General features: G+C 57.2%; 17 protein-coding genes. 7 read left to right on the top strand and 10 right to left on the bottom strand.

From position 1 onward, the window contains the following. Position 1 precedes the first annotated feature (1 nt). The 3 genes from ACFPM8_RS20485 to ACFPM8_RS20475 all read right to left on the bottom strand — a co-directional run bounded on the left by ACFPM8_RS20485 (position 2) and on the right by ACFPM8_RS20475 (position 3243). On the bottom strand, positions 2–1363 hold the full coding sequence (locus ACFPM8_RS20485; protein ID WP_379000462.1) for a TrkH family potassium uptake protein: 1362 nt from the start codon (positions 1361–1363) through the stop codon (positions 2–4). Between the two features lie 7 nt (positions 1364–1370). Then, a complete protein-coding gene (locus ACFPM8_RS20480; protein WP_379000460.1) occupies positions 1371–2021 on the bottom strand; it encodes a potassium channel family protein in 651 nt (216 codons plus the stop codon). A 322-nt stretch (positions 2022–2343) separates the two neighbouring features. Next, a complete protein-coding gene (locus ACFPM8_RS20475; protein WP_379000459.1) occupies positions 2344–3243 on the bottom strand; it encodes a LysR family transcriptional regulator in 900 nt (299 codons plus the stop codon). Between the two features lie 119 nt (positions 3244–3362). Here ACFPM8_RS20475 and ACFPM8_RS20470 point away from each other — a divergent pair, with 119 nt between their 5' ends. The 3 genes from ACFPM8_RS20470 to lepB all read left to right on the top strand — a co-directional run bounded on the left by ACFPM8_RS20470 (position 3363) and on the right by lepB (position 9638). Next, positions 3363–4394, top strand: a complete 1032-nt coding sequence (locus tag ACFPM8_RS20470; RefSeq protein WP_379000457.1) for a zinc-binding alcohol dehydrogenase family protein — start codon at positions 3363–3365, stop codon at positions 4392–4394. A gap of 310 nt (positions 4395–4704) precedes the next feature. Continuing rightward, positions 4705–8733: a phosphoribosylformylglycinamidine synthase gene (gene purL, locus ACFPM8_RS20465; RefSeq protein WP_379000455.1), complete on the top strand. Its 4029-nt coding sequence runs from the start codon at positions 4705–4707 to the stop codon at positions 8731–8733. 224 nt (positions 8734–8957) lie between these two features. After that, positions 8958–9638 (top strand): signal peptidase I, encoded by a 681-nt coding sequence (lepB, locus tag ACFPM8_RS20460; protein ID WP_379000454.1) that lies wholly within the window; start codon positions 8958–8960, stop codon positions 9636–9638. A 116-nt stretch (positions 9639–9754) separates the two neighbouring features. Here the strand turns inward: lepB and ACFPM8_RS20455 are convergent, their stop codons facing one another. The 5 genes from ACFPM8_RS20455 to ACFPM8_RS20435 form a co-directional block, all read right to left on the bottom strand. Further along, positions 9755–10534 carry a peptidylprolyl isomerase gene (locus tag ACFPM8_RS20455; RefSeq protein ID WP_379000451.1) on the bottom strand — a complete coding sequence of 260 codons (780 nt, stop codon included), beginning with the start codon at positions 10532–10534 and terminating at the stop codon, positions 9755–9757. A gap of 98 nt (positions 10535–10632) precedes the next feature. Further along, complete coding sequence (locus tag ACFPM8_RS20450) at positions 10633–10923, bottom strand: BolA family protein (RefSeq protein ID WP_379000449.1); 291 nt, start codon at positions 10921–10923, stop codon at positions 10633–10635. After that, positions 10920–11540: a septation protein A gene (locus tag ACFPM8_RS20445; protein WP_379000447.1), complete on the bottom strand. Its 621-nt coding sequence runs from the start codon at positions 11538–11540 to the stop codon at positions 10920–10922. The genes ACFPM8_RS20450 and ACFPM8_RS20445 overlap by 4 nt, the downstream gene beginning before the upstream one ends. Before the next feature lie 37 nt (positions 11541–11577). Next, positions 11578–11979 carry a peptide-methionine (R)-S-oxide reductase MsrB gene (gene msrB / locus ACFPM8_RS20440; RefSeq protein WP_379000446.1) on the bottom strand — a complete coding sequence of 134 codons (402 nt, stop codon included), beginning with the start codon at positions 11977–11979 and terminating at the stop codon, positions 11578–11580. 16 nt (positions 11980–11995) lie between these two features. Beyond that, positions 11996–13492: a protein adenylyltransferase SelO gene (locus tag ACFPM8_RS20435; protein ID WP_379000444.1), complete on the bottom strand. Its 1497-nt coding sequence runs from the start codon at positions 13490–13492 to the stop codon at positions 11996–11998. A 68-nt stretch (positions 13493–13560) separates the two neighbouring features. On the opposite strand from ACFPM8_RS20435, the gene ACFPM8_RS20430 reads away from it, so the two are divergent. Continuing rightward, positions 13561–13698: a hypothetical protein gene (locus ACFPM8_RS20430; RefSeq protein ID WP_379000441.1), complete on the top strand. Its 138-nt coding sequence runs from the start codon at positions 13561–13563 to the stop codon at positions 13696–13698. Positions 13699–13869: 171 nt separating this feature from the next. On the opposite strand, the gene ACFPM8_RS20425 is transcribed toward ACFPM8_RS20430, so the two are convergent. Continuing rightward, positions 13870–14751, bottom strand: a complete 882-nt coding sequence (locus ACFPM8_RS20425) for an EamA family transporter (RefSeq protein WP_379000439.1) — start codon at positions 14749–14751, stop codon at positions 13870–13872. Between the two features lie 53 nt (positions 14752–14804). Next, entirely contained in the window at positions 14805–16040 is a 1236-nt protein-coding gene (locus ACFPM8_RS20420) for a GNAT family N-acetyltransferase (RefSeq protein ID WP_379000437.1), read from the bottom strand. Positions 16041–16104: 64 nt separating this feature from the next. Here ACFPM8_RS20420 and ACFPM8_RS20415 point away from each other — a divergent pair, with 64 nt between their 5' ends. The 3 genes from ACFPM8_RS20415 to ACFPM8_RS20405 all read left to right on the top strand — a co-directional run bounded on the left by ACFPM8_RS20415 (position 16105) and on the right by ACFPM8_RS20405 (position 19531). Then, positions 16105–17718 (top strand): NAD+ synthase, encoded by a 1614-nt coding sequence (locus ACFPM8_RS20415; protein WP_379000435.1) that lies wholly within the window; start codon positions 16105–16107, stop codon positions 17716–17718. Positions 17719–17828: 110 nt separating this feature from the next. Further along, the gene (locus ACFPM8_RS20410; protein WP_379000433.1) at positions 17829–18167 is read left to right on the top strand and encodes a P-II family nitrogen regulator; all 339 of its coding nucleotides are present in this window, start codon (positions 17829–17831) and stop codon (positions 18165–18167) included. A gap of 836 nt (positions 18168–19003) precedes the next feature. Next, the gene (locus ACFPM8_RS20405) at positions 19004–19531 is read left to right on the top strand and encodes a hypothetical protein (protein WP_379000431.1); all 528 of its coding nucleotides are present in this window, start codon (positions 19004–19006) and stop codon (positions 19529–19531) included. Positions 19532–19540 lie beyond the last annotated feature (9 nt).

Raw genomic sequence — 19540 nt, 5'->3', positions numbered from 1 at the left:
GTCAGCCGATGTTGACTTGCCTGACCGGATATTTGATGCGGGTGCTGTGCGGGTTGGCCAGTGTGAACGCCAGAGTCAGCGGGCCGACCCGGCCGATCAGCATCAGCAGCATGATCACGCACTGGCCGGCCATCGACAAATCGGCGGTCAGGCCGCGCGACAAGCCGGCGGTGCCGAAGGCTGACACCACTTCGAACGCCAGATCGAGGAATGGCCCCTTCTCGGTAATCGTCAGCAGCAAAGTGCCGGTGATGACGCAGAACAAGGAAATGACGGTAATCGCCAGCGCCCTGAGAATCACGTTGGAATCCAGGCTGCGGCCGAACACTACCGGATGCTGGCGCTGCCGGAGAAAAGCCCTGGTTGCCAGCAGCAGCACCATGAAGGTACTGAGTTTGATGCCGCTGGCGGTCGAGCCGCTGCCGCCGCCGATGAACATCAAGCCCATGATGAAAAACGCGGTGGCCGGCAACAGCGCCTGAATGTCGATTGTATTGAAGCCGGCGGTGCGCGGCGTGACCGCCTGGAACCAGGCCGCCCATAATTTGGTGCTGAAACTGGACAGCCCGCCCAAGGTCGCCGGGTTGCCGTATTCCAGCACCAGGATCACCAGCATCGCGATCAGGTTGAGCGCCAGCGTGCCGATCAGCATCAATTTGGTATGCAGCGAGTAATCGCGAAAGCGCGATTTGCCGAGCATGTCGGCCACCACCACAAAACCGATGCCGCCCGAGATCAGCAAGCCGGTAATCACGATATTGATCAGCGGATCGCCGACGTTGCTGGCCAGATTGTCCGATTGCAGCGAAAAGCCGGCATTGTTGAACGCCGAGATCGCGTGAAAAAAACTGTAGAACAGACCGCGCGACCATCCCAGCTGCGGCACCCAATGCAGCGCCAGCAAGGCCGTGCCCAGCAATTCCATGCTGATGGTGAAGCCGAACAGCAAGCCCAATATGCGCCGCATGTCGGCCTGCTCGCTTTGATTGAGCGCTTCGCGCAGGGCGGTCCGATGGCGCAATGCCAGCTGGCCGCTCATCACATGGATGATGAGCACGCCAAACGCCATCAGTCCCAGGCCGCCGCATTGCATCAGGACGATCAGCACCGACTGCCCGAACAAGGTGAATTGGGTGCCGGTATCCAGCACGATCAGACCGGTCACAGTGGAAGCGGAAGTGGCGGTAAACATCGCCTGCAGCCAGCTGATCGGGGTATGGGTCGCCAGCGGCAGCTTCAGCAGCAGCGTCCCGGCCAGCGCCAGCAGTACAAAAGACAGCGTCAGGAATTGCGGCGGCGCCAGGCCCAGCAGATGGTTTTTTGCTTGCAGCAGTAGACGCTTCGGCGGCGGGACTGGTCTCATGCGCGGCTCATAGGTATTTGATGATCTTGCGTAAATTTCCCAAAGTGCCCAGCAGCACGATCTGGTCGTCGACCTGGAACAGGTATTGGTCGTCGGCCGGCGCCATCACGCGCTCTTCGTGTTTGACCAGCAGGCATTGCACGTGGTGTTCCGGCAGGTGCAGATGTTCCAGCGTTTTGCCCGCCAGCCGTTCCGAGGCGCGCACTTCGACCGTGAACTGGTCGTGGCCCAGGCTGATGTAGTCCAGCACTTCCGGATAGATCAGGGTGTTCGCCAGCCGCAAACCCATCTCGTGCTCGGGATGGATGATGTGGTCGGTGCCGAGCTTGTGCAGGATCTGGTGGTGGTTGTGGTTGAGCGCCTTGGACCAGACTTTGGGCTTGTCCATGCTTTTGACGATCAGCGTCGCCAGCAAGTTGGCTTCCAGATCTTCGCCGATGGCGATCACCACCACATCGCATTCGTGCACGCTGAGGTCGCGCAGGACTTTTTCATCGCGGGCATCGGCCACCACTGCCTGGATGATGTGGTCCGCCACGTCGTTGACCAGGTCGGGATTGAGGTCGATGCCGATGACGTCGTTGCCGAGCCGCGCCAGTTGCGTGGCGACGGTGGAGCCGAACGCGCCCAGCCCGATCACGGCGTAAGTGCGTCTCATAATGCACCTCGTATTGCATCAGCGGATGGCATTAAAAATAGGGGCAGGGCGGCAAGGTCGATGGAATATTGAAAGGTCATTTTGCTTGGGAGCGTATGGTTTGTAAGTGGTGAGAGTAACGGCAGTTATTTAAGTTACGCAATACTTTCATAAGGCCGGATCTAAAAAATCTCCTGCGGGGTTTGGCCAATTCGTCAATCCATAATTCGTAGGGCGGAAAAGCGCAGCGCCTTCCGCCGTTTTGGATGCGTCAAGCACATGTGGCACATCAAACGGCGGATAACGCTGCGCTCATCCGCCCTACATGTTGCGATTGGCAGAATCATCTGCGGTTTTGGATCGCATCAAATTTCTCCCGTAAAAATCCCAACAGCGCCCGCACCGCAGGCGATGCGCTGCTGCGATGCGGATACACCATGTTCAACGGCGTTTCTTCGCCGGTGAATCGCTCCAGGATGGCCACCAGGTTGCCGTCGGCGATATCCCGGCGCACGTCCAGCCACGACTTGTAGGCGATGCCGATGCCGGCCACCGCCCATTCGCGCGCAATCGCGGCGTCGTCGGTCATGCGGTCGCCGCGCACTTTGATGTCGATCGGGTGCTTGCCCGAATAAAAACGCCAGTTATTGAACAAGCCGCGCTGCAGGTAATACAGCAGGCAATTATGCCCGGCTAGTTCCTGCGGCGATTGCGGCGTGCCGTGTCGCGCGAGGTAGGCCGGCGCCGCCACCGCCACCCGGCGGCTGGCCGCCAGCGGCTGCGAGATCAGCGTCGAGTCGTCCAGCTTGCCGTAGCGAAAAGCGATATCCACCGGGTCGCGAAACAGGTCAATGACACGGTCCGAGAATTGCAGCGACAAGGTGATTTGCGGATGGATTTCCTGAAATTCGTTGAGCCAGGGCAGCAACACATTGCGGCCGACATCGGACGGCATCGATAAGCGCAGATGGCCGCGCACCGCGCCATCGGCCCTCAGCAATGCCTCGCCCTCGCTCAGTAGCGCCAGCGCCTGCCGGCTGACATCCAGGAACAACGCGCCCTCCGGCGTCAGCCGCATGCTGCGGGTGGAGCGCACAAACAGGCGCGCATTGAGTTGCTGTTCCAGCCGCTTCAGGCTGGCGCTGGCGGTGGCCGGCAGCAGGTCGAGCTGGCGCGCCGCTTGCGACAGGCTGCCGAGGTCGGCGGTATGGATGAACAACTGCAAGTCGGTGGTCGAATACATTGGCAAATCCTGTTTGAAAGTAAATCAAATTTTACGGTATTCATAAAACATATCGACATAATCATAATGCGCTTTATTCGATCTTGTCGAAGCCTGTTCAACCTCATCAAGGAGCTGTTATGAAAGCCATCGCCTTAACCCGTTATTTACCCATCGAGAATCCGGAATCCCTGCTCGACGTCACGCTAGCCAAACCGATCCCGCAGGGGCGCGACATCCTGGTTGAAATCAAGGCCATCGCCGTCAATCCGGTTGACTGCAAAGTTCGCGCACCCAAAGAGACCGTCGAAAAAGCGCCGCGCGTATTGGGCTGGGATGCGGCCGGCGTGGTGCAGGCGGTGGGGCCCGATGTGAGCCGTTTCAAGGTCGGCGACAAAGTGTTCTATGCCGGCGACATCACGCGGCCCGGCAGCAATAGCGAGTTTCAGCTGGTCGATGAGCGGATCGTCGGCAACATGCCGGCAACGCTGAGTTTCGAGCAGGCGGCAGCATTGCCGCTGACCGCCATTACTGCCTGGGAGGCACTATTCGACCGTCTGCAGGTGCCAACGCCGCCGCATGCTTTGTCGCATGTCACTCCGCGCAAATCCATCCTGATCATCGGCGGTGCCGGCGGCGTCGGCTCGATCGCGATCCAGCTGGCGGCCAAGGTGGCCGGCCTGACCGTGATCGCGACCGCTTCGCGGCCCGAGTCGGCGCAGTGGGTGCGTGAGTTGGGCGCGCACCAAGTCGTCAATCATTTCGGCGACATGGCGGCAGAGTTGAAGGAACGCGGTTTTGACAACGTCGATTACGTGCTGATCCTGAACGATACCGACCGTCATTTCCCAGCCGCGGCGGCTGCGATTGCGCCGCAAGGCACGATTTGCACCATCGTCGAAAACAGCGCGCCGCTGCCAATCAATCTGCTGACAGCCAAAAGCGCCGGCTTCGTCTGGGAGTTCATGTTTACCCGTTCCATGTTCCAGACCGCCGACATGCAGGAACAGGGCAATTTGCTGGATGAAGTGGCGCGGCTGGTCGATAGCAAGATCATTCACACCACCGTGACCCAGGTTTTGTCGCCGATCAATGCCGCCAACTTGCGTCAGGCTCATGCGGCGCTGGAGGCGGGGCATGTGATCGGGAAGATTGTGTTGAAGGATTTTTAACTTATTGGACGCCTCGAAAAACCATAGCGAGCGACCCAAGGTCGGGGTGACGATGTTGCAACACCTACAGCCGTACGGAGGCACGGTGGGCATCGCAGCCCCGAGATTGGGGCGCGCAGTAGGTTTTTAGGGGCGCCCTTATTGCGTTTGTTGTCATAGGCATGGGGGAGGCGTGTTGGTCGGGAGGTCTTCACGCCTCAGTATTGCCATGCAATATCATGCGCAGGACTAAGGATTTGCGGGGGCATCGCTGTATAATGTCGGCTCCCGATTTAACCCGCAGCCATGCTGCATCAACTCCCCTCCCGCCATGTTGATTTTGCCCGGTTCAAATGCTCTGCCTGCCTTCCGTTCCCAACGTCTCTTAACGCAGTTACAGTCGATTGATAGCAATATCGTCGAAGTAAGCGGGCGTTTCGATCATTTTGTCGATGCATCCACGGTTCTCAGTCAGGATGACATCGGCCGTTTGGGCGCCTTATTGACCTATGGCGATCCGTTTACCGGCGACGACGAGGGTGAAACATTCATCGTGATCCCGCGTTTCGGCACGATTTCGCCGTGGGCCAGCAAGGCTACCGATATCGCCCACAACTGCGGTATGACGCACATCAAGCGCATTGAGCGCGGCATTGCGTATCAGGTAAAACTCAAATCCGGCTTGCTGGGCGGCGCCAAAAAGCTCAGCGACGACAGCGTCCGGGCGATTGCCGACATACTGCACGACCGCATGACGGAAACGGTATTGCGCAGCGCCGAGCAGGCGGCCGGCCTGTTCCGCGAACTGGATGCCAAACCGTTGGCGTTTGTCGATCTGCTGGCCGGCGGCAAGGCCGCTCTGGCGCAAGCCAATAGCGAGTTGGGACTGGCGCTGTCGGAGGATGAAATCGATTACCTGGTGGCTGCCTTCACCCGTGCGCAACGCAACCCGACCGATGTCGAGTTGATGATGTTTGCGCAAGCCAATAGCGAGCATTGCCGCCACAAGATTTTCAATGCCGACTGGACCATCGACGGTCAGGCACAGGATAAATCGCTGTTCGCGATGATCAAGAACACCCACCAGCTGCAACCGAAGGGCACGATTGTCGCCTACAGCGATAACTCGTCGATCATCGAGGGCGCGACGGTATCGCGCTTTTATCAGCGCGGCGCGGCAGAGGGCAATGTCTATCGGGCCACGGATGAGCTGACCCACATCCTGATGAAGGTCGAGACGCATAATCACCCGACCGCGATTTCACCGTTCCCCGGCGCCTCGACTGGCGCCGGCGGCGAGATTCGCGACGAAGGCGCAACCGGCCGCGGCGCCAAGCCGAAAGCGGGTTTGACCGGCTTCACCGTGTCCAACCTGCTGCTGCCGGAAGCGGCGCAAGCCTGGGAAAACGCGCAAGACGTAACCGCTGCAGTGGATGGCAAAGCGGGCATTTACGGCAAGCCGGACCGGATCGCTTCGGCGTTGCAAATCATGATCGACGGCCCGCTTGGCGGCGCCGCATTCAACAATGAATTCGGCCGGCCGAACCTGGGCGGTTATTTCCGCACCTACGAACAAAACGTCGGTGGCAATGTGCAGGGCTATCACAAGCCGATCATGATCGCCGGCGGCATCGGCAGCATTTCGGACAAGCACACCAAAAAGAACGATCTGCCGGTCGGCAGCCTGCTGATTCAACTGGGCGGTCCCGGCATGCGGATCGGCATGGGCGGCAGCGCGGCGTCGTCGATGGCGACCGGCACCAATACCGCCGACCTGGATTTCGATTCGGTCCAGCGCGGCAATCCGGAAATGGAACGGCGCGCACAAGAAGTCATCAACGCCTGCTGGGCCATGGACGATGCCAATCCTATCCTGTCTATCCATGACGTCGGCGCCGGCGGCCTGTCGAATGCGTTCCCGGAAATCACCAACGACGCCAAGCGCGGCGCGATTTTCGATTTGCGCAAAGTGCCGCTGGAAGAAAGCGGCATGGCGCCGAAGGAAATCTGGAGCAATGAATCGCAAGAGCGTTATGTGCTGGCGATTGCGCCGGACAGCCTGCCGCTGTTTGAATACCTGTGCCAGCGCGAACGTTGCCTGTTCGCGGTGGTCGGCCATGCGACCGAAGAACGCCAGCTGCGCGTGATCGATGCGCAGCACGATAATTCGCCGGTCGACATGCCGATGGATGTGTTGCTCGGCAAGCCGCCCAAAATGCATCGCGACGTGACCCGCGTCGAACAGAATCTGCCGGCGGTCGATCTGACCGGCATGGATCTGCTGGAAGTGTCGCAGCGCGTGCTCAAACTGCCGACGGTAGCCGATAAATCGTTCCTGATTACCATCGGCGACCGCACCGTCGGCGCCACCTCGGTGCGCGACCAGATGGTCGGCCCGTGGCAAGTCCCGGTGGCCGATTGCGCCGTCACCAGCATGAGTTTTGAAGGCTATCTGGGCGAAGCGATGGCGATGGGCGAGCGCACCCCGCTGGCCGTGATCGACGCGGCCGCCTCCGGCCGCATGGCGGTCGGCGAGGCGCTGACCAATATCGCGGCGGCGCCGATTGCCGATATCTCCGACATCAAGCTGTCGGCCAACTGGATGGCCGCATGCGGTCAGCCCGGCCAGGATGCCGCCTTGTTCGACACGGTCAAGGCGGTCGGCATGGAGCTGTGCCCGGCCTTGGGCATCAGCATCCCGGTCGGCAAGGATTCGCTGTCGATGCGCACCACCTGGACCGACAGCAAGAAAGAAAACGGCTCGACGCCGCAACCGGGCAAGGCGGTGACCTCGCCGGTATCGTTGATCGTGTCGGCCTTTGCGCCGGTGACCGACGTCCGCCGCACGCTGACGCCGCAGATCCGCACCGATGCTGGCGATACCGCGCTGATCCTGATCGACCTCGGACGCGGCAAGAACCGGATGGGCGCTTCGGCGTTGACCCAAGTCATGCAGCAGATCGGCAACGAGACGCCGGATGTCGATAGCGCCGCAGACCTGAAGGGCTTTTTCTCGGCGATCCAGCAGCTCAACAGCGAGCAAAAACTGCTGGCTTACCACGATCGTTCCGATGGCGGCTTGTTCGCCACCTTGTGCGAAATGGCGTTTGCAGGACACAGCGGCTTGTCGCTCAACCTCGACATCCTGACCATGGAAGGCGAGCACGCGGCGGATTGGGGCGACTCCAAAAACTGGACCGCCCAAGTTGCCGAACGTCGCAACGAACTGACCTTGCGCGCCTTGTTCAACGAAGAACTGGGCGCAGTGATCCAGGTCCGCGCCGAGCAAAAATCGGATGTGATGAACGTGTTGCGCACTTATAACCTGGGCGCTTGCAGTCATATCATCGGCAAGCCGAACGCGCGCGATGTGATCGAATTCAGCCGCGACGCCAAGACGATTTATAGCCAGACCCGCACCGACCTGCATCGCCTGTGGAGCGAAACCAGCTGGCGCATCGCCCGCCTGCGCGACAATCCAGCCAGCGCCGATGCCGAATACGCGCGCATCCTGGATGCGGCCGACCCCGGCATGACGCCGAAAATCACTTTCGATCTGCAGGACGACGTTGCTGCGCCATTCATTAACAGCGGCGCCAAGCCGCGCATCGCGATTTTGCGCGAGCAGGGCGTCAACTCGCACATCGAGACCGCGTATGTGATGCATAAAGCGGGCTTTACCGCAGTCGATGTCCACATGAGTGACCTGATCACCGGCCGCGCCAGACTGGATGACTTCAAGGGCTTTATCGCGGTTGGCGGTTTCTCTTACGGCGACGTGCTGGGAGCCGGCGAAGGCTGGGCCAAGACGGTGCTGTTCAATGCCAAGCTGGCCGAGCAGTTCTCGCAATTCTTCAATCGCGACGACAGCTTTGCGCTGGGTATCTGCAACGGTTGCCAGATGATGAGCAATTTGAAATCCATCATCCCTGGCGCGCAAGCCTGGCCTAAATTCACGCGCAACAAATCGGAACGATTCGAAGGCCGCTTTTCGATGGTGCAGGTCGAAGATTCGCCATCGATTTTCCTGCAGGGCATGGCCGGCACCCAAAGCCCGATCGCCATCGCGCATGGCGAAGGTTTTGCCGACTTCTCGCAAACCGGCGACATCAACCGGGCGCTGGTGGCGATGCGTTTCGTCGATAACCAGGGACAGGTGACCGAGGCTTATCCGTATAACCCGAACGGTTCGCCGCAAGGGATCACGGCAGTCACCACGCCGGATGGCCGCTTCAGCGTCTGGATGCCGCATGCGGAGCGCGTGTTCCGCACGGTGCAGCAATCCTGGCATCCGGAGGCGTGGGGCGAAGATTCGCCGTGGATGCGGATGTTCCGCAACGCGCGTAAGTGGGTGGGGTAAATCCCGCCTGGCCGTGCAGCAATTATTGTGTGCGGTTATTATCTCCAGGATTCGACTGGTTAATAGGCACCTCGAAAAACCTACTGCAGGGTTTGGCAAGCCCGCCAATCTCGGGCCTGCAGGGTTGGCAAGATCGTCGCCGTACATCCGTACGGTTGCGCTTCTTGACCCGACCTTGGGTCGCTCGCTACGGTTTTTCGAGGTCCCCAATACTTGGAGATCTCATGCTTACTTTGAAAAAAGTGCTTGCCCGTAACAAGGTATTCCTGATTCTCGTAGTGAGCATGGCGTTTGCGCGTAGCGCGATCGCAGATTGGTACGAGGTGCCGTCCGGCTCCATGTATCCGACTCTGATGATAGGCGACCGGATTTTTTCCAACCGCGTGGCCTACGATGTAAAACTCCCTTTCACCGATATCATCCTCAAACACATCGCTGATCCCCAGCGCGGCGATGTGGTCACTTTCAGTTCGCCGAAGGATGGGGTGCGGCTGGTCAAGCGCTTGATCGCGGTGCCCGGGGACGTGGTTGAAATGCGCGGCGAGCGCTTGTTCATCAACAATGTGGCGGCGGATTACGTGCTGGCGACAGGCGATGTTGCCAGCCAACTGGTCCCCGACACAGCAGGGCGGCAGCTGGTTCTTAATGAAAATCTTCTGGGGCAAAAGCATCCGATCATCGTGCTGCCTGAGTATCCGGCGGCTCGCTCTTTCGGACCGATCAAGGTGCCTGCAGGCGAATACATGATGCTCGGCGATAACCGCGACAACAGTGAGGACTCCAGATACATCGGGTTCGTCAGGCGCGAACTGTTGACCGGCCAGGTTGAGCGCGTGTTATTTTCGCTGGATAGCGCGAAATATTATTTGCCGCGTTTGAGTCGTTTCGGCGCAGCGATACTTTGAATTTGCCGTTTTTCTGAATTGCCTGAAAACCGATTTTGTTAGTTAAAGATTTAAAGATGTAAAAAAGCGCTCCGAGGAGCGCTTTTTTATTGGATGTTGCAGCTGCAGCGAAAGTCTTATTTGACTGTCGCTTTGCTACGCAATTCCTTTTGGTAGGCTTGCAGTTTTTGCTGTTGCAGCGCTTCAGTGATTTGCGGTTTCACTTCTGCCAGGGTAGGGATCTTGGCTGCACGTACTTCTTCCAGCTTGATCACGTGGTAGCCGAATTGGGTCTTGACTGGAGTTTCAGTCAATTGGCCAGCTTTAAGGGCAACCAGTGCATCGGAGAATGGCTTCACGAAAGAAGCTGGGTTTGCCCAGCCCAGATCGCCGCCGCTAGTTGCCGAACCTGGATCTTTCGATTGCTTGGCCAGATCGTCAAACTTGCCGCCGGCTTTCAGCTTGGCGATGATGGACTTGGCGTCGGCTTCGTTTTCAACCAGGATGTGGCGTGCGTGATATTCCTTGTCGCCGGCCTGGGCCTTGAACTTGTCGTATTCAGCCTGGATTTCGCCATCCTTGACCGGGTTCTTCTTGACGAAGTCCGCAACCAGGGCACGGATTTCGATCGATTGACGGGCGATATCGATTTGCGCCTTGACTTCAGGGTCGTTGCCCAGGCCCTTCTTTTCGGCTTCCTGGATCAGGACTTCGCGATTGATCAGCTCATCCTTGACCATCGCGCGCAGTTCCGGCGAATCAGGCTGGCCGCCTTGTGCCGACAATTGCTTGACCATCATGTCGGCGCGCGAGGAAGGGATTGCCTTGCCATTCACGACGGCGAGATTTTGTGCCATGACAGGCAATGCAGCAGCTGCAAAAAGCACTACCAGTAAACGGGAAGGTTTAAAAGTCATTATCAAATCCTAGATGAGGGAGTTATTAATAAATGGATGCGGAATAAAAACAGAATAAGATCAAATACGATTGCCAGACAAATTTTTATTTGCGTAGTTTAAGACGTTTTTATTTCGGATGGAGCCAGCGCATTGATTGCCAGCGCATGAATTTCAGTTTGCATCATGTCAGCCAGGCAATCATACACCAGCCTATGCCGATTTAAGCGATTTTGTCCTTCAAAAACTATGGAGACAATGCGTATCTTATAGTGACCGCCGCCGGAGGCGGCACCGGCATGTCCTGCATGCATTGCCGATTCATCCTCGACTATACATTCCTGCGGCGCGAAGGTCGCGATGAGGTTGTTACGAATCGTATCAAGACGTGCATCAGGGCGATTATTCATTCCGGGTCCTTGATGTATTTCGATAACATAATGCTCTGGGCAATAATGAATGCAAACATCAAACCCATGCCGCCGAACAGTTTGAAATTAACCCAGGTCGCGGTCGAGAAATTGAAGGCGATATAAAGATTCAACAGGCCCATCAGCGCAAAGAAAATACCCCAGGAAAAACCGACTCGCTGCCAGATTGGTTCCGGCAGCGCGATCTGTTTTTCCATCATGGTGCGAATCAGGTTTTTCTTGAGGATGAACTGACTGACCAGCAACGCCGTCGCAAACGCCCAGTACAGTACGGTCAGCTTCCATTTGATAAAGGTATCGTTATGGAAGTAAATGGTTAAGCCGCCGAATACGGAAATAATCACCAGCGAAATCCACAGCATCTTGTCCACTTTTTTACGACGTGCCAGAAGATAGCTGATCTGCGCCACGGTGGCCGCGATTGCAGCCGAAGTCGCCAGCAGCACCGGAGCCTGGGCCGCGGTCACCACGCCGCCGGAAACGATGCCCGATAAGTAATGACTGACCAGCGCTTGCGCAGCATCGGGACTACCTTCGCCCCACTTGAATATGCCGAAGAAAAGAATGGTCGGGAACAGGTCGAACAGAAACTTCATGTGTGATTTCTTTTAATCTAAATAAAACGATGTTGGTTTAATTTGTCGGCGTGAAACGCAACGACGCCGAATTAATGCAATAACGCAAACCGGTCGGCGGCGGTCCATCCGGAAACACATGGCCGAGATGGGCGTCGCATACCTTGCATAAAATTTCAGTGCGCATCATGCCATGACTGCGGTCGACGCGCTCGTCGACATTATCAGGATTGATGGCTTTGAAATAACTGGGCCAACCGCAGCCGGAATCAAATTTGGCGTCCGACTCGAACAACGGCGTGTTACAGCAGACGCAAGTATAAATCCCGTGTTCGTGATGATCCCAGAAGCGGCCGCTGAATGCGCGTTCGGTCGCCGCGTGGCGGGTCACTTCATATTCCATCGGCCCCAGCTCGGCACGCCATTCGGCGTCGGTTTTGATGACTTTTTCATTGCTCATATGATGTCTCCAACGTTTATGACGAACAACTCACTTCCAGCGCGCCGGCCCAGTCTGGCGGCAGGGCCGCATATTGTGCATGCTGGGCTTGTTCATCGAACGGTTTTTCAAGAATCTGCAGCAGCTTGCGCACTTCCGAAAAGTCCTTATTCTGCGCTTTTTCGATGGCGATTTGCGCCAGGTAGTTGCGCAGCACGTATTTGGGGTTGGTCGCATGCATCGCAAGCTTGCGCGCCTGATCCTGGCTGTTTTCCGCTTTCAGGCGCGCCCGGTATTGTAACGCCCAGGCGTCAAAGCCGGCGCGGTCGATAAACAAGTCACGCAAAACGGTATCGCTGGCCGGATCGTCCTGGCGCAATTCACCCAGACTGCGGAAAAACAGCGTGAAATCCACATGGCTGGCTTGCATCACCCCAAACATGGCGTCGAACAGTTTGTCGTCGTCAGGCTGCCTGGTTTGCAAGCCGAGTTTGGCGTGCAGCAAGTCGTCCAGTTTGGCGGCATATTGCGCCTGATAGTGTTTCAGCGCCTCTTCGGTCGCCTCGACACTGCCGATCAATGGCAGCAGCGCCTGTCCCAGTGCGAAGCAATTCCAGTGGCCGATTTGCGGCTGCATCTGATAGGAATAGCGGCCTTGCTGGTCGGTGTGATTGCAGATATGGCGCGGATCGTAGGCTTCCATGAAGCCGAACGGGCCGTAATCCAAGGTCAGTCCCAGGATCGACATATTGTCGGTATTCATCACGCCATGCATGAAGCCGACTGCCTGCCATTGCGCCATCAGGTGTGCGGTGCGGCGCGTGACCTCGGCCAATAGCGCCTGATACGGATTGTCGCTATCGAGCAGTTCAGGATAAGACTGGGCGATCACATAATCGGCCAGGGTTTTCAAGGCGTCGTGCTGATTGTTGTAATACCAGTGCTCGAACGAGCCAAAGCGCACGAAGCTGGGGGCCATGCGGGTCACTACCGCAGTGGTCTCTTGTGTCTCGCGCATCGCGAGTTGATTGGAGCCGATCACCGACAAGGCGCGTGAAGTAGGGATGCCGAGCGCCGCCATCGCTTCCGAACACAGATATTCGCGGATCGACGAGCGCAACACGGCGCGCCCATCGCCCATGCGCGAGTAGGGCGTCATACCCGATCCCTTGAGTTGCAATTCCAAACGTCCGCCATCGTTGCCGGCGACGTCGCCCAACAAGATGGCCCTACCGTCCCCAAGTTGCCCGGCCCAGACGCCGAATTGATGGCCGGAATACACCGCAGCCAGCGGCTGCGAACCGGGCAACAGGCGATTGCCGCTGAAAGCCTGGATAAATTCATCGTCGGCAAATGCCGCCGGATCAAGTCCGATCAAGTCCGCGGCGCCGGCGCTGGTATCCACCAGGTACGGCGCAGGCAGTGGCGTCGGCATCAGGCGGGTATAAAACGATGGCGGCAGCGCGGCAAAAGAATTGCCGAATGTCAGGCGGTCGAGCGGGGAGTGGGGAAGTATTGTTGCGGGGGCATTCATTACTTGGGTAGTCCTGGTAACGGTTGAGGTTTCTGCATGACCGCTGATGCCAGCCAAGTCAGTATTTTATGTCGATTGTGAGAACCCGTGCGGTGATCGATACCGTCAAGGCGCTCGATCCGAATACCGTCGGCAAGCAACAGATGTTGGATAGCACCCTGGCGTTTGCCCGGGTCAATTGCAAGAAGCAAGCTAACGCCGACTAATTAATAACTGAACGCTGCGCTTATGCGTCCTACATTGATGCCAGAGCGTAGTTGAAAAATGTTGGGCTTCGCCTTCGGCTTAATCACAACCTACGTTAGCAAATCCCGATCACCCATTACCAACCCTTTGCGTAACTCTCACGCAGTCGTTTGTATTTCCGCATTTTTTAATTATCTGACGGCCCTGATCATCAGCATCAAACGGCCGCCAAACTGATTCAACGCCAAGCCGCTCAACACCAGCAAGCCGGCCACAATTTTCCACCACTGTAATTGCTCGTCCAGCACCAGTGCGGCGCTAAGCATCCCCACCAGCGGCACCAGCAATGAAAAAGGGGCGACGGTGGCGGCCGGATATTTGCGCATCAGCAGCGACCAGATGCCGAAGCCGAGAATCGTGTTGGGATAAGACTGGAACAATACCGCCGCCGCCGACAGCCAGTGGAAATGGGTATAGGCCGTACTCCAGGCCGCCGGGCCTTCGAGCACTGCGGATGCCAGCAATAGCGGCGGCGCTGCGACCAGCGAGCCCCACACCATCATCGCCAGCGGGTTGACCTTGCCGATTTTCTTGGTGACGATATTCGCCGCCGCCCAGCTGAAGCCGCCGCCGATCACCATCAGGAAGCCGATCACGGTTGCCTTCGCTTCCAGATGCAAAGCCACCAGCAGCATGCCGGCCAAAGCGATCAATGCGCCCAGCAATTGCGGAATCAGCGGCCGTTCGCCGAGCACCAAAACCGCCAGTCCGATCGTGAAAAATGCCTGCAGCTGGATCACCAGCGACGCTAGTCCGGCGCCGAGTCCCAGTTGCATGCCGGAGAACAGCAACGCAAATTGCAGCGCGAACTGGAATATGCCGTAAGCAATCAGCAGACGCCATGGAATCGCCGGCCGCTTGATGAAAAACACCAACGGCAGCGCCGCAAAAGTGAAGCGCAAAGCGGAAAAGAGCAGCGGCGGCAAGCCCCCCAGTCCGACCTTGATGACGACGAAATTAAAACCCCAGATGGTGACGGTCAATAGGGCTAGGAGGATATCGCTTGGCTGCATGGCGTGGTCGGGTGCGGGTAGTGATGAAATCGGTGGTGGCAGTGACGTCTTGGTCAGGCGGATGGGGCGGTGCGAAACGGATTGCGGTCGTTCAACTCATCCATATAAGCTTCGATGCCGTTCGTTTCGCGCGCCAGGAAATTCGCCACCGCGTCGGAAAAATCAGGATGCGCCAGCCAATGCGCGGACCAGGTTTTTTGCGGCAGGAAACCGCGCGCCATTTTATGTTCGCCCTGGGCGCCGCCTTCAAAACACTGGATTTTTTGTGCGATACAAAACTCCAGCGGCTGGTAATAGGCGGTCTCAAAATGCAGGCAGGGGACTTCTTCCATCGCGCCCCAATAGCGGCCGTACAAGGTTTGCTCGGTATGGATCAACAACGACGACGCAATCGGTCGACCGTCGCGCTCAGCCACGATCAGCAAAATATTGCGTGGCATGGCGGCGCCGATGCGCAGGAAGAAATCCAGGTTCAGGTAGGGCGTTGAATGATGCGCCGCGTAGGTATGCCGATAGCAGCGGTTGAAAAATCGCCAGTCGGCTTCGGATGCATCGACGCCGCGCACGTGCCGGAAGTTGATGCCGGCATCGGCCACTTTGCGCCGCTCGGCGCGGATATTTTTGCGCTTCTTGCGTTCCAGCGTGTCGAGAAACTCATCGAAGTCGCGATAACCGGGATTGAGCCAGTGGAATTGCACCCCACTGCGCAGCAGAAAGCCGGCCCGTTGCAACGCGCTGGCCTGCTCGGCGGGCGGATACAGAATATGGGTGGAGGAGGTCTGGCTGTCCTGGCGCAGTCGCTGCAGCGCCGCGATCAAAGCCGCAGCGGCCGCCGCATTGCGCGCCAGCAGTCGACTGCCGGTGACCGGCGTGAACGGGATGGCCGACAGCAGCTTGGGGTAATACTCCAGCCCGCTGCGCTGATAGGCATCGGCCCAGGCCCAATCGAACACGTATTCGCCGTAAGAATGGTATTTGGCATACAGCGGCAGCGCTGCCAGCAACTGCGGGTTGTCGCTAGTGTCGTCCCACAACGTCAGGTACTGCGGCTGCCAGCCGGATTTCTCGGAGGCACAGCCGCTTTCATGCAGTGCATGCAGGAAGGCGAATGACAGGAAGGGATTGGCGTCGGCTTGCAAGTCTAGCAATTCATCCCATGCGGACTGGCCGATTTCGCTCAGGGAAGAAACGATACACGTGCGATAATTATCAGCTTCGTTGCTAGCTTCATTAAAGACATGATTGGCAACATTGTCGACAACACCTTCTGGATCTTTAGCTGTATTCATCGCTTCGTTTCATTGCCCGGTTTCATTACTTCATTCACAAACTCGTTGCCATTACCTTATCGCCATGACAGTTAAAGTCGCCATCGCCCAAATCAATAGTACCGTCGGCGACCTCGCCGGCAATCGCGCCAAAATCGCCGCATTTGCACGCCGCGCCGCCGAGCAGGGCGCCGATATCGTATTGACGCCGGAATTGTCGCTGGTCGGCTATCCGCCCGAGGATTTGTTGCTGCGTCAGGCATTCTACGCAAAAACGGCAGAGGCGTTGACGGCCTTGAGCGCCGATCTGGCCGAGCTGCGCGATCTGCATGTGGTGGTCGGCCATCCGCTGCTGCAGGATGGGTCGCGCTTCAACGCGGCATCGGTGCTGGTCAACGGTCGCGTGCTCGGCACTTATCGCAAATATGAATTGCCGAACGACGCGGTGTTTGACGAGAAACGTTATTTTTCATCGGCCGATGCGCCGCTGGTGTTTGACGTCAAGGGCGTCCGCTTCGGCTTGAATATTTGCGAGGACACCTGGTTCGCGCATGCTCCGGCCCGCGCCCGTGCCGCCGGCGCGCAAGTGTTGCTGGTCCCGAACGGCTCGCCTTATCACATGAACAAACAGCATCTGCGTTATGACGTGATGCGCGCCAATGTCACCGCGCAGGGCTTGTCGCTGGTCTACGCCAACCTGATCGGCGGCCAGGATGAATTGATTTTCGACGGCAATTCCTTCGTGCTGGATCAGCAGGGCCGGATCGCGGCCCGACTGCAGCACGCGCAGGAGGATTTGCAGATTGTCGAATTCGACGGTGCGGCACCGCTGCCTGCCCAAATCGCATCCGAGCTGTCGGTCGAGGCGCAGGTGTATCAGGCGCTGGTGCTGGGGGTCAGCGACTATGTCGGCAAAAACGGTTTCCCCAGCGTCTTGCTCGGCTTGTCGGGCGGCGTCGATTCGGCGCTGACCTTGGCGATTGCGGTCGATGCGCTGGGCGCCGACAAAGTCCGCTGCATCATGATGCCGTCGCCGTATACCGCCCAAATTTCATGGGTCGATTCGCGCGACATGGTGCAGCGCCTCGGTGTGCGCTATGACGAAATAGCGATCAACGACTGCTTTATGGCGTTCAAGGGGACGCTGGCAAACGAGTTCCAGGGGCTGGCCGAGGACACCACGGAAGAAAACATCCAGGCGCGGATTCGCGGCACCCTGCTGATGGCGCTGTCGAATAAATTCGGCTCGATTGTGCTGACCACCGGTAACAAGAGCGAGATGGCGGTCGGCTATTGCACCCTGTATGGTGACATGGCGGGCGGCTTTGCGGTGATCAAGGATATTGCCAAGACGCTGGTGTATCGCTTGTGTGCGTACCGCAATACGCTGTCCGAGGTGATCCCGACCCGCATCCTGACCCGCGCCCCATCGGCCGAGTTGCGGCCCGACCAGACCGACCAGGATTCGCTGCCGCCGTATGAAGTGCTGGACGCAATCATGCAGATGTACATGGAAGAAAATCGCAGCGCGGACGAGATAGCAGCAGCTGGTTATCGCCGCGAAGATATCGAGCGCATTACCCGGCTGATCAAGATCAACGAATACAAGCGGCGTCAGGCCCCGGTCGGGATCCGGGTCACGCACCGCGCTTTTGGCCGCGATTGGCGTTATCCGATTACGTCCAAGTTCCGCGATTGATATTGATAGGCCACGCCTTGATGCGGTGGCGGCTTTTGTCGTAAGGTTGTCGTTTTGTGCCCGTGAATACGATGCGAAGATTAATGTTTATTGCCTAAAGGAGAACTGCCATGAAACAAATTACTGCCGTTATCAAACCCTTCAAGCTGGATGAGGTCCGTGAAGCGCTGGCGGAAGTCGGCGTGACCGGCCTGACCGTGACTGAAGTCAAAGGCTTTGGCCGCCAAAAAGGGCATACCGAGCTGTATCGCGGCGCCGAATACGTGGTTGATTTCCTGCCGAAAGTAAAAGTCGAACTGGTGATCGACGATGCGCTGGCCGAGAGCGCAGTGGATGCCATCATCAAGGCGGCCCGCACCGGCAAGATCGGCGACGGCAAGATTTTCGTGCGCAATGTCGAACAGGTTATTCGTATCCGTACTGGCGAAACCGGTCCTGACGCGGTTTGATGCAACTCCCTTAGTCTTGTAATGCCCCTTTGACCGCGGTCGTTCGCATGTGTGGATGACCGAGCGGCTCTGCTTACTTAAGCAAAATTCCCGCCTCGCCTGTAGTTCTCCTACCCGTCGTAGGGATTGTCAGTGCCCCAGGTATCCACGCAGCAGTGGGACCAGATACCCTAGCGAATAAAAAGCGACCGTCAGTACTACGAATAACCCAAAAACCGATACCCACTTGTGTGCTGCCCAATGTCTCCATGCCATTGCATTTAGCAATCCAAAAAATATGGCCGGTCCGAATAATGTTCCGAAGAACAAAGGATATGTCCACCAGTGCTTTTGACAATGCTCAATGTCGTTGCACCCTTGAACGGGTATGTTTGATACTGGCCAATTAATGTGGCTAAAACTATAGAGACAGAGCCACGATAAAAATAACCCAAATGCAAAGCCTGAGAAGGCAGCTGTAAATCGCCTCATGCTATTGCCCAAAACAGAATCTGTTGATGAAGACATTGGATGAACCTTTGATGATGCTGCCGCCGTGCGACAGCGGGTCGCCGACCCTTGCTGCTGGTTTTGCCATCAAGTTTCTCCTGTGCGCTCACTATGCCTTGCGCGCGAATCGTTAATCGGTTTTCAAGATTCGGGATGCTAGTCAGGAAATGCACAATTGGCAATTGGTGAAATTCTTAAATTGTCTTGCAACATATCATCCGGCTCCAGGCTATCGAGAACTCGCACAATGTTTGGTGCGAAGTTCTTCGCTCTTCGCCGCATAGCCAGTGAGACGAGCAACTATAATCGCGGGCATTGCAATGTCGCAATGCTCAAAGCGTGAAGTCATGAATGTAAAAGTAGGCAATGGAACCTCACTCAACGAAGTCAGCGGGGGCAGGTGGCGAATGAGGAGTTGGTTGCTTTCTTTTGTGCTTATAAGCAGCAATTCGTTAGCATGCTTCACCATGCCGCCGAATGCAGGCCGCCCTCATAATGCATTGGTTCGTGAGGCGAGTTCGATTGTATTGTTGCAGGCAATCGCCCCGACAACAGTACGCGAAGAGTGTCAATTTAAAGTTGTTCGAACCCTCAAAGGGCGAACTCCGGAAGACTTGCGAATAACTTGCCGACTACCTAAAGCTGGTGATTGGATGACAAACTTCAGCGGTCATTCAGAAGGCAATTTTTGGAAAGGTTCGGGGCGTCTTGGTATCAATGGTGACTGCTCCGTAATTCCACCGGCTTTCACGCCAGGGAAAACTTATCTGGTTTTGTTTGGCATAGCGCCGGATACAAAACAATACGAAGAAATTGGCGGTTCAGATGACATCTGGCTCAAATATGTTCTAGACCAGATTGCCAGTGGCGATTGAATTCCTGAG

It is taken from the genome of Paraherbaspirillum soli, from assembly GCF_042654985.1.
In the GTDB taxonomy this organism is placed as follows: Bacteria; Pseudomonadota; Gammaproteobacteria; order Burkholderiales; family Burkholderiaceae_D; genus Paraherbaspirillum; species Paraherbaspirillum soli.
Note: the sequence above shows the minus strand (reverse complement) of the source record. Positions and strands in the feature narration are given on the sequence as shown.

What these genes read in the sequence shown, in the direction of transcription:
- ACFPM8_RS20485 (WP_379000462.1), bottom strand. Translation starts at nt 1,363, where the DNA reads ATGAGACCAGTCCCGCCGCCGAAGCGTCTACTGCTGCAAGCAAAAAAC.
- ACFPM8_RS20480 (WP_379000460.1), bottom strand. Translation starts at nt 2,021, where the DNA reads ATGAGACGCACTTACGCCGTGATCGGGCTGGGCGCGTTCGGCTCCACC.
- ACFPM8_RS20475 (WP_379000459.1), bottom strand. Translation starts at nt 3,243, where the DNA reads ATGTATTCGACCACCGACTTGCAGTTGTTCATCCATACCGCCGACCTC.
- ACFPM8_RS20470 (WP_379000457.1), top strand. Translation starts at nt 3,363, where the DNA reads ATGAAAGCCATCGCCTTAACCCGTTATTTACCCATCGAGAATCCGGAA.
- purL (WP_379000455.1), top strand. Translation starts at nt 4,705, where the DNA reads ATGTTGATTTTGCCCGGTTCAAATGCTCTGCCTGCCTTCCGTTCCCAA.
- lepB (WP_379000454.1), top strand. Translation starts at nt 8,958, where the DNA reads ATGCTTACTTTGAAAAAAGTGCTTGCCCGTAACAAGGTATTCCTGATT.
- ACFPM8_RS20455 (WP_379000451.1), bottom strand. Translation starts at nt 10,534, where the DNA reads ATGACTTTTAAACCTTCCCGTTTACTGGTAGTGCTTTTTGCAGCTGCT.
- ACFPM8_RS20450 (WP_379000449.1), bottom strand. Translation starts at nt 10,923, where the DNA reads ATGAATAATCGCCCTGATGCACGTCTTGATACGATTCGTAACAACCTC.
- ACFPM8_RS20445 (WP_379000447.1), bottom strand. Translation starts at nt 11,540, where the DNA reads ATGAAGTTTCTGTTCGACCTGTTCCCGACCATTCTTTTCTTCGGCATA.
- msrB (WP_379000446.1), bottom strand. Translation starts at nt 11,979, where the DNA reads ATGAGCAATGAAAAAGTCATCAAAACCGACGCCGAATGGCGTGCCGAG.
- ACFPM8_RS20435 (WP_379000444.1), bottom strand. Translation starts at nt 13,492, where the DNA reads ATGAATGCCCCCGCAACAATACTTCCCCACTCCCCGCTCGACCGCCTG.
- ACFPM8_RS20430 (WP_379000441.1), top strand. Translation starts at nt 13,561, where the DNA reads ATGTCGATTGTGAGAACCCGTGCGGTGATCGATACCGTCAAGGCGCTC.
- ACFPM8_RS20425 (WP_379000439.1), bottom strand. Translation starts at nt 14,751, where the DNA reads ATGCAGCCAAGCGATATCCTCCTAGCCCTATTGACCGTCACCATCTGG.
- ACFPM8_RS20420 (WP_379000437.1), bottom strand. Translation starts at nt 16,040, where the DNA reads ATGAATACAGCTAAAGATCCAGAAGGTGTTGTCGACAATGTTGCCAAT.
- ACFPM8_RS20415 (WP_379000435.1), top strand. Translation starts at nt 16,105, where the DNA reads ATGACAGTTAAAGTCGCCATCGCCCAAATCAATAGTACCGTCGGCGAC.
- ACFPM8_RS20410 (WP_379000433.1), top strand. Translation starts at nt 17,829, where the DNA reads ATGAAACAAATTACTGCCGTTATCAAACCCTTCAAGCTGGATGAGGTC.
- ACFPM8_RS20405 (WP_379000431.1), top strand. Translation starts at nt 19,004, where the DNA reads ATGAATGTAAAAGTAGGCAATGGAACCTCACTCAACGAAGTCAGCGGG.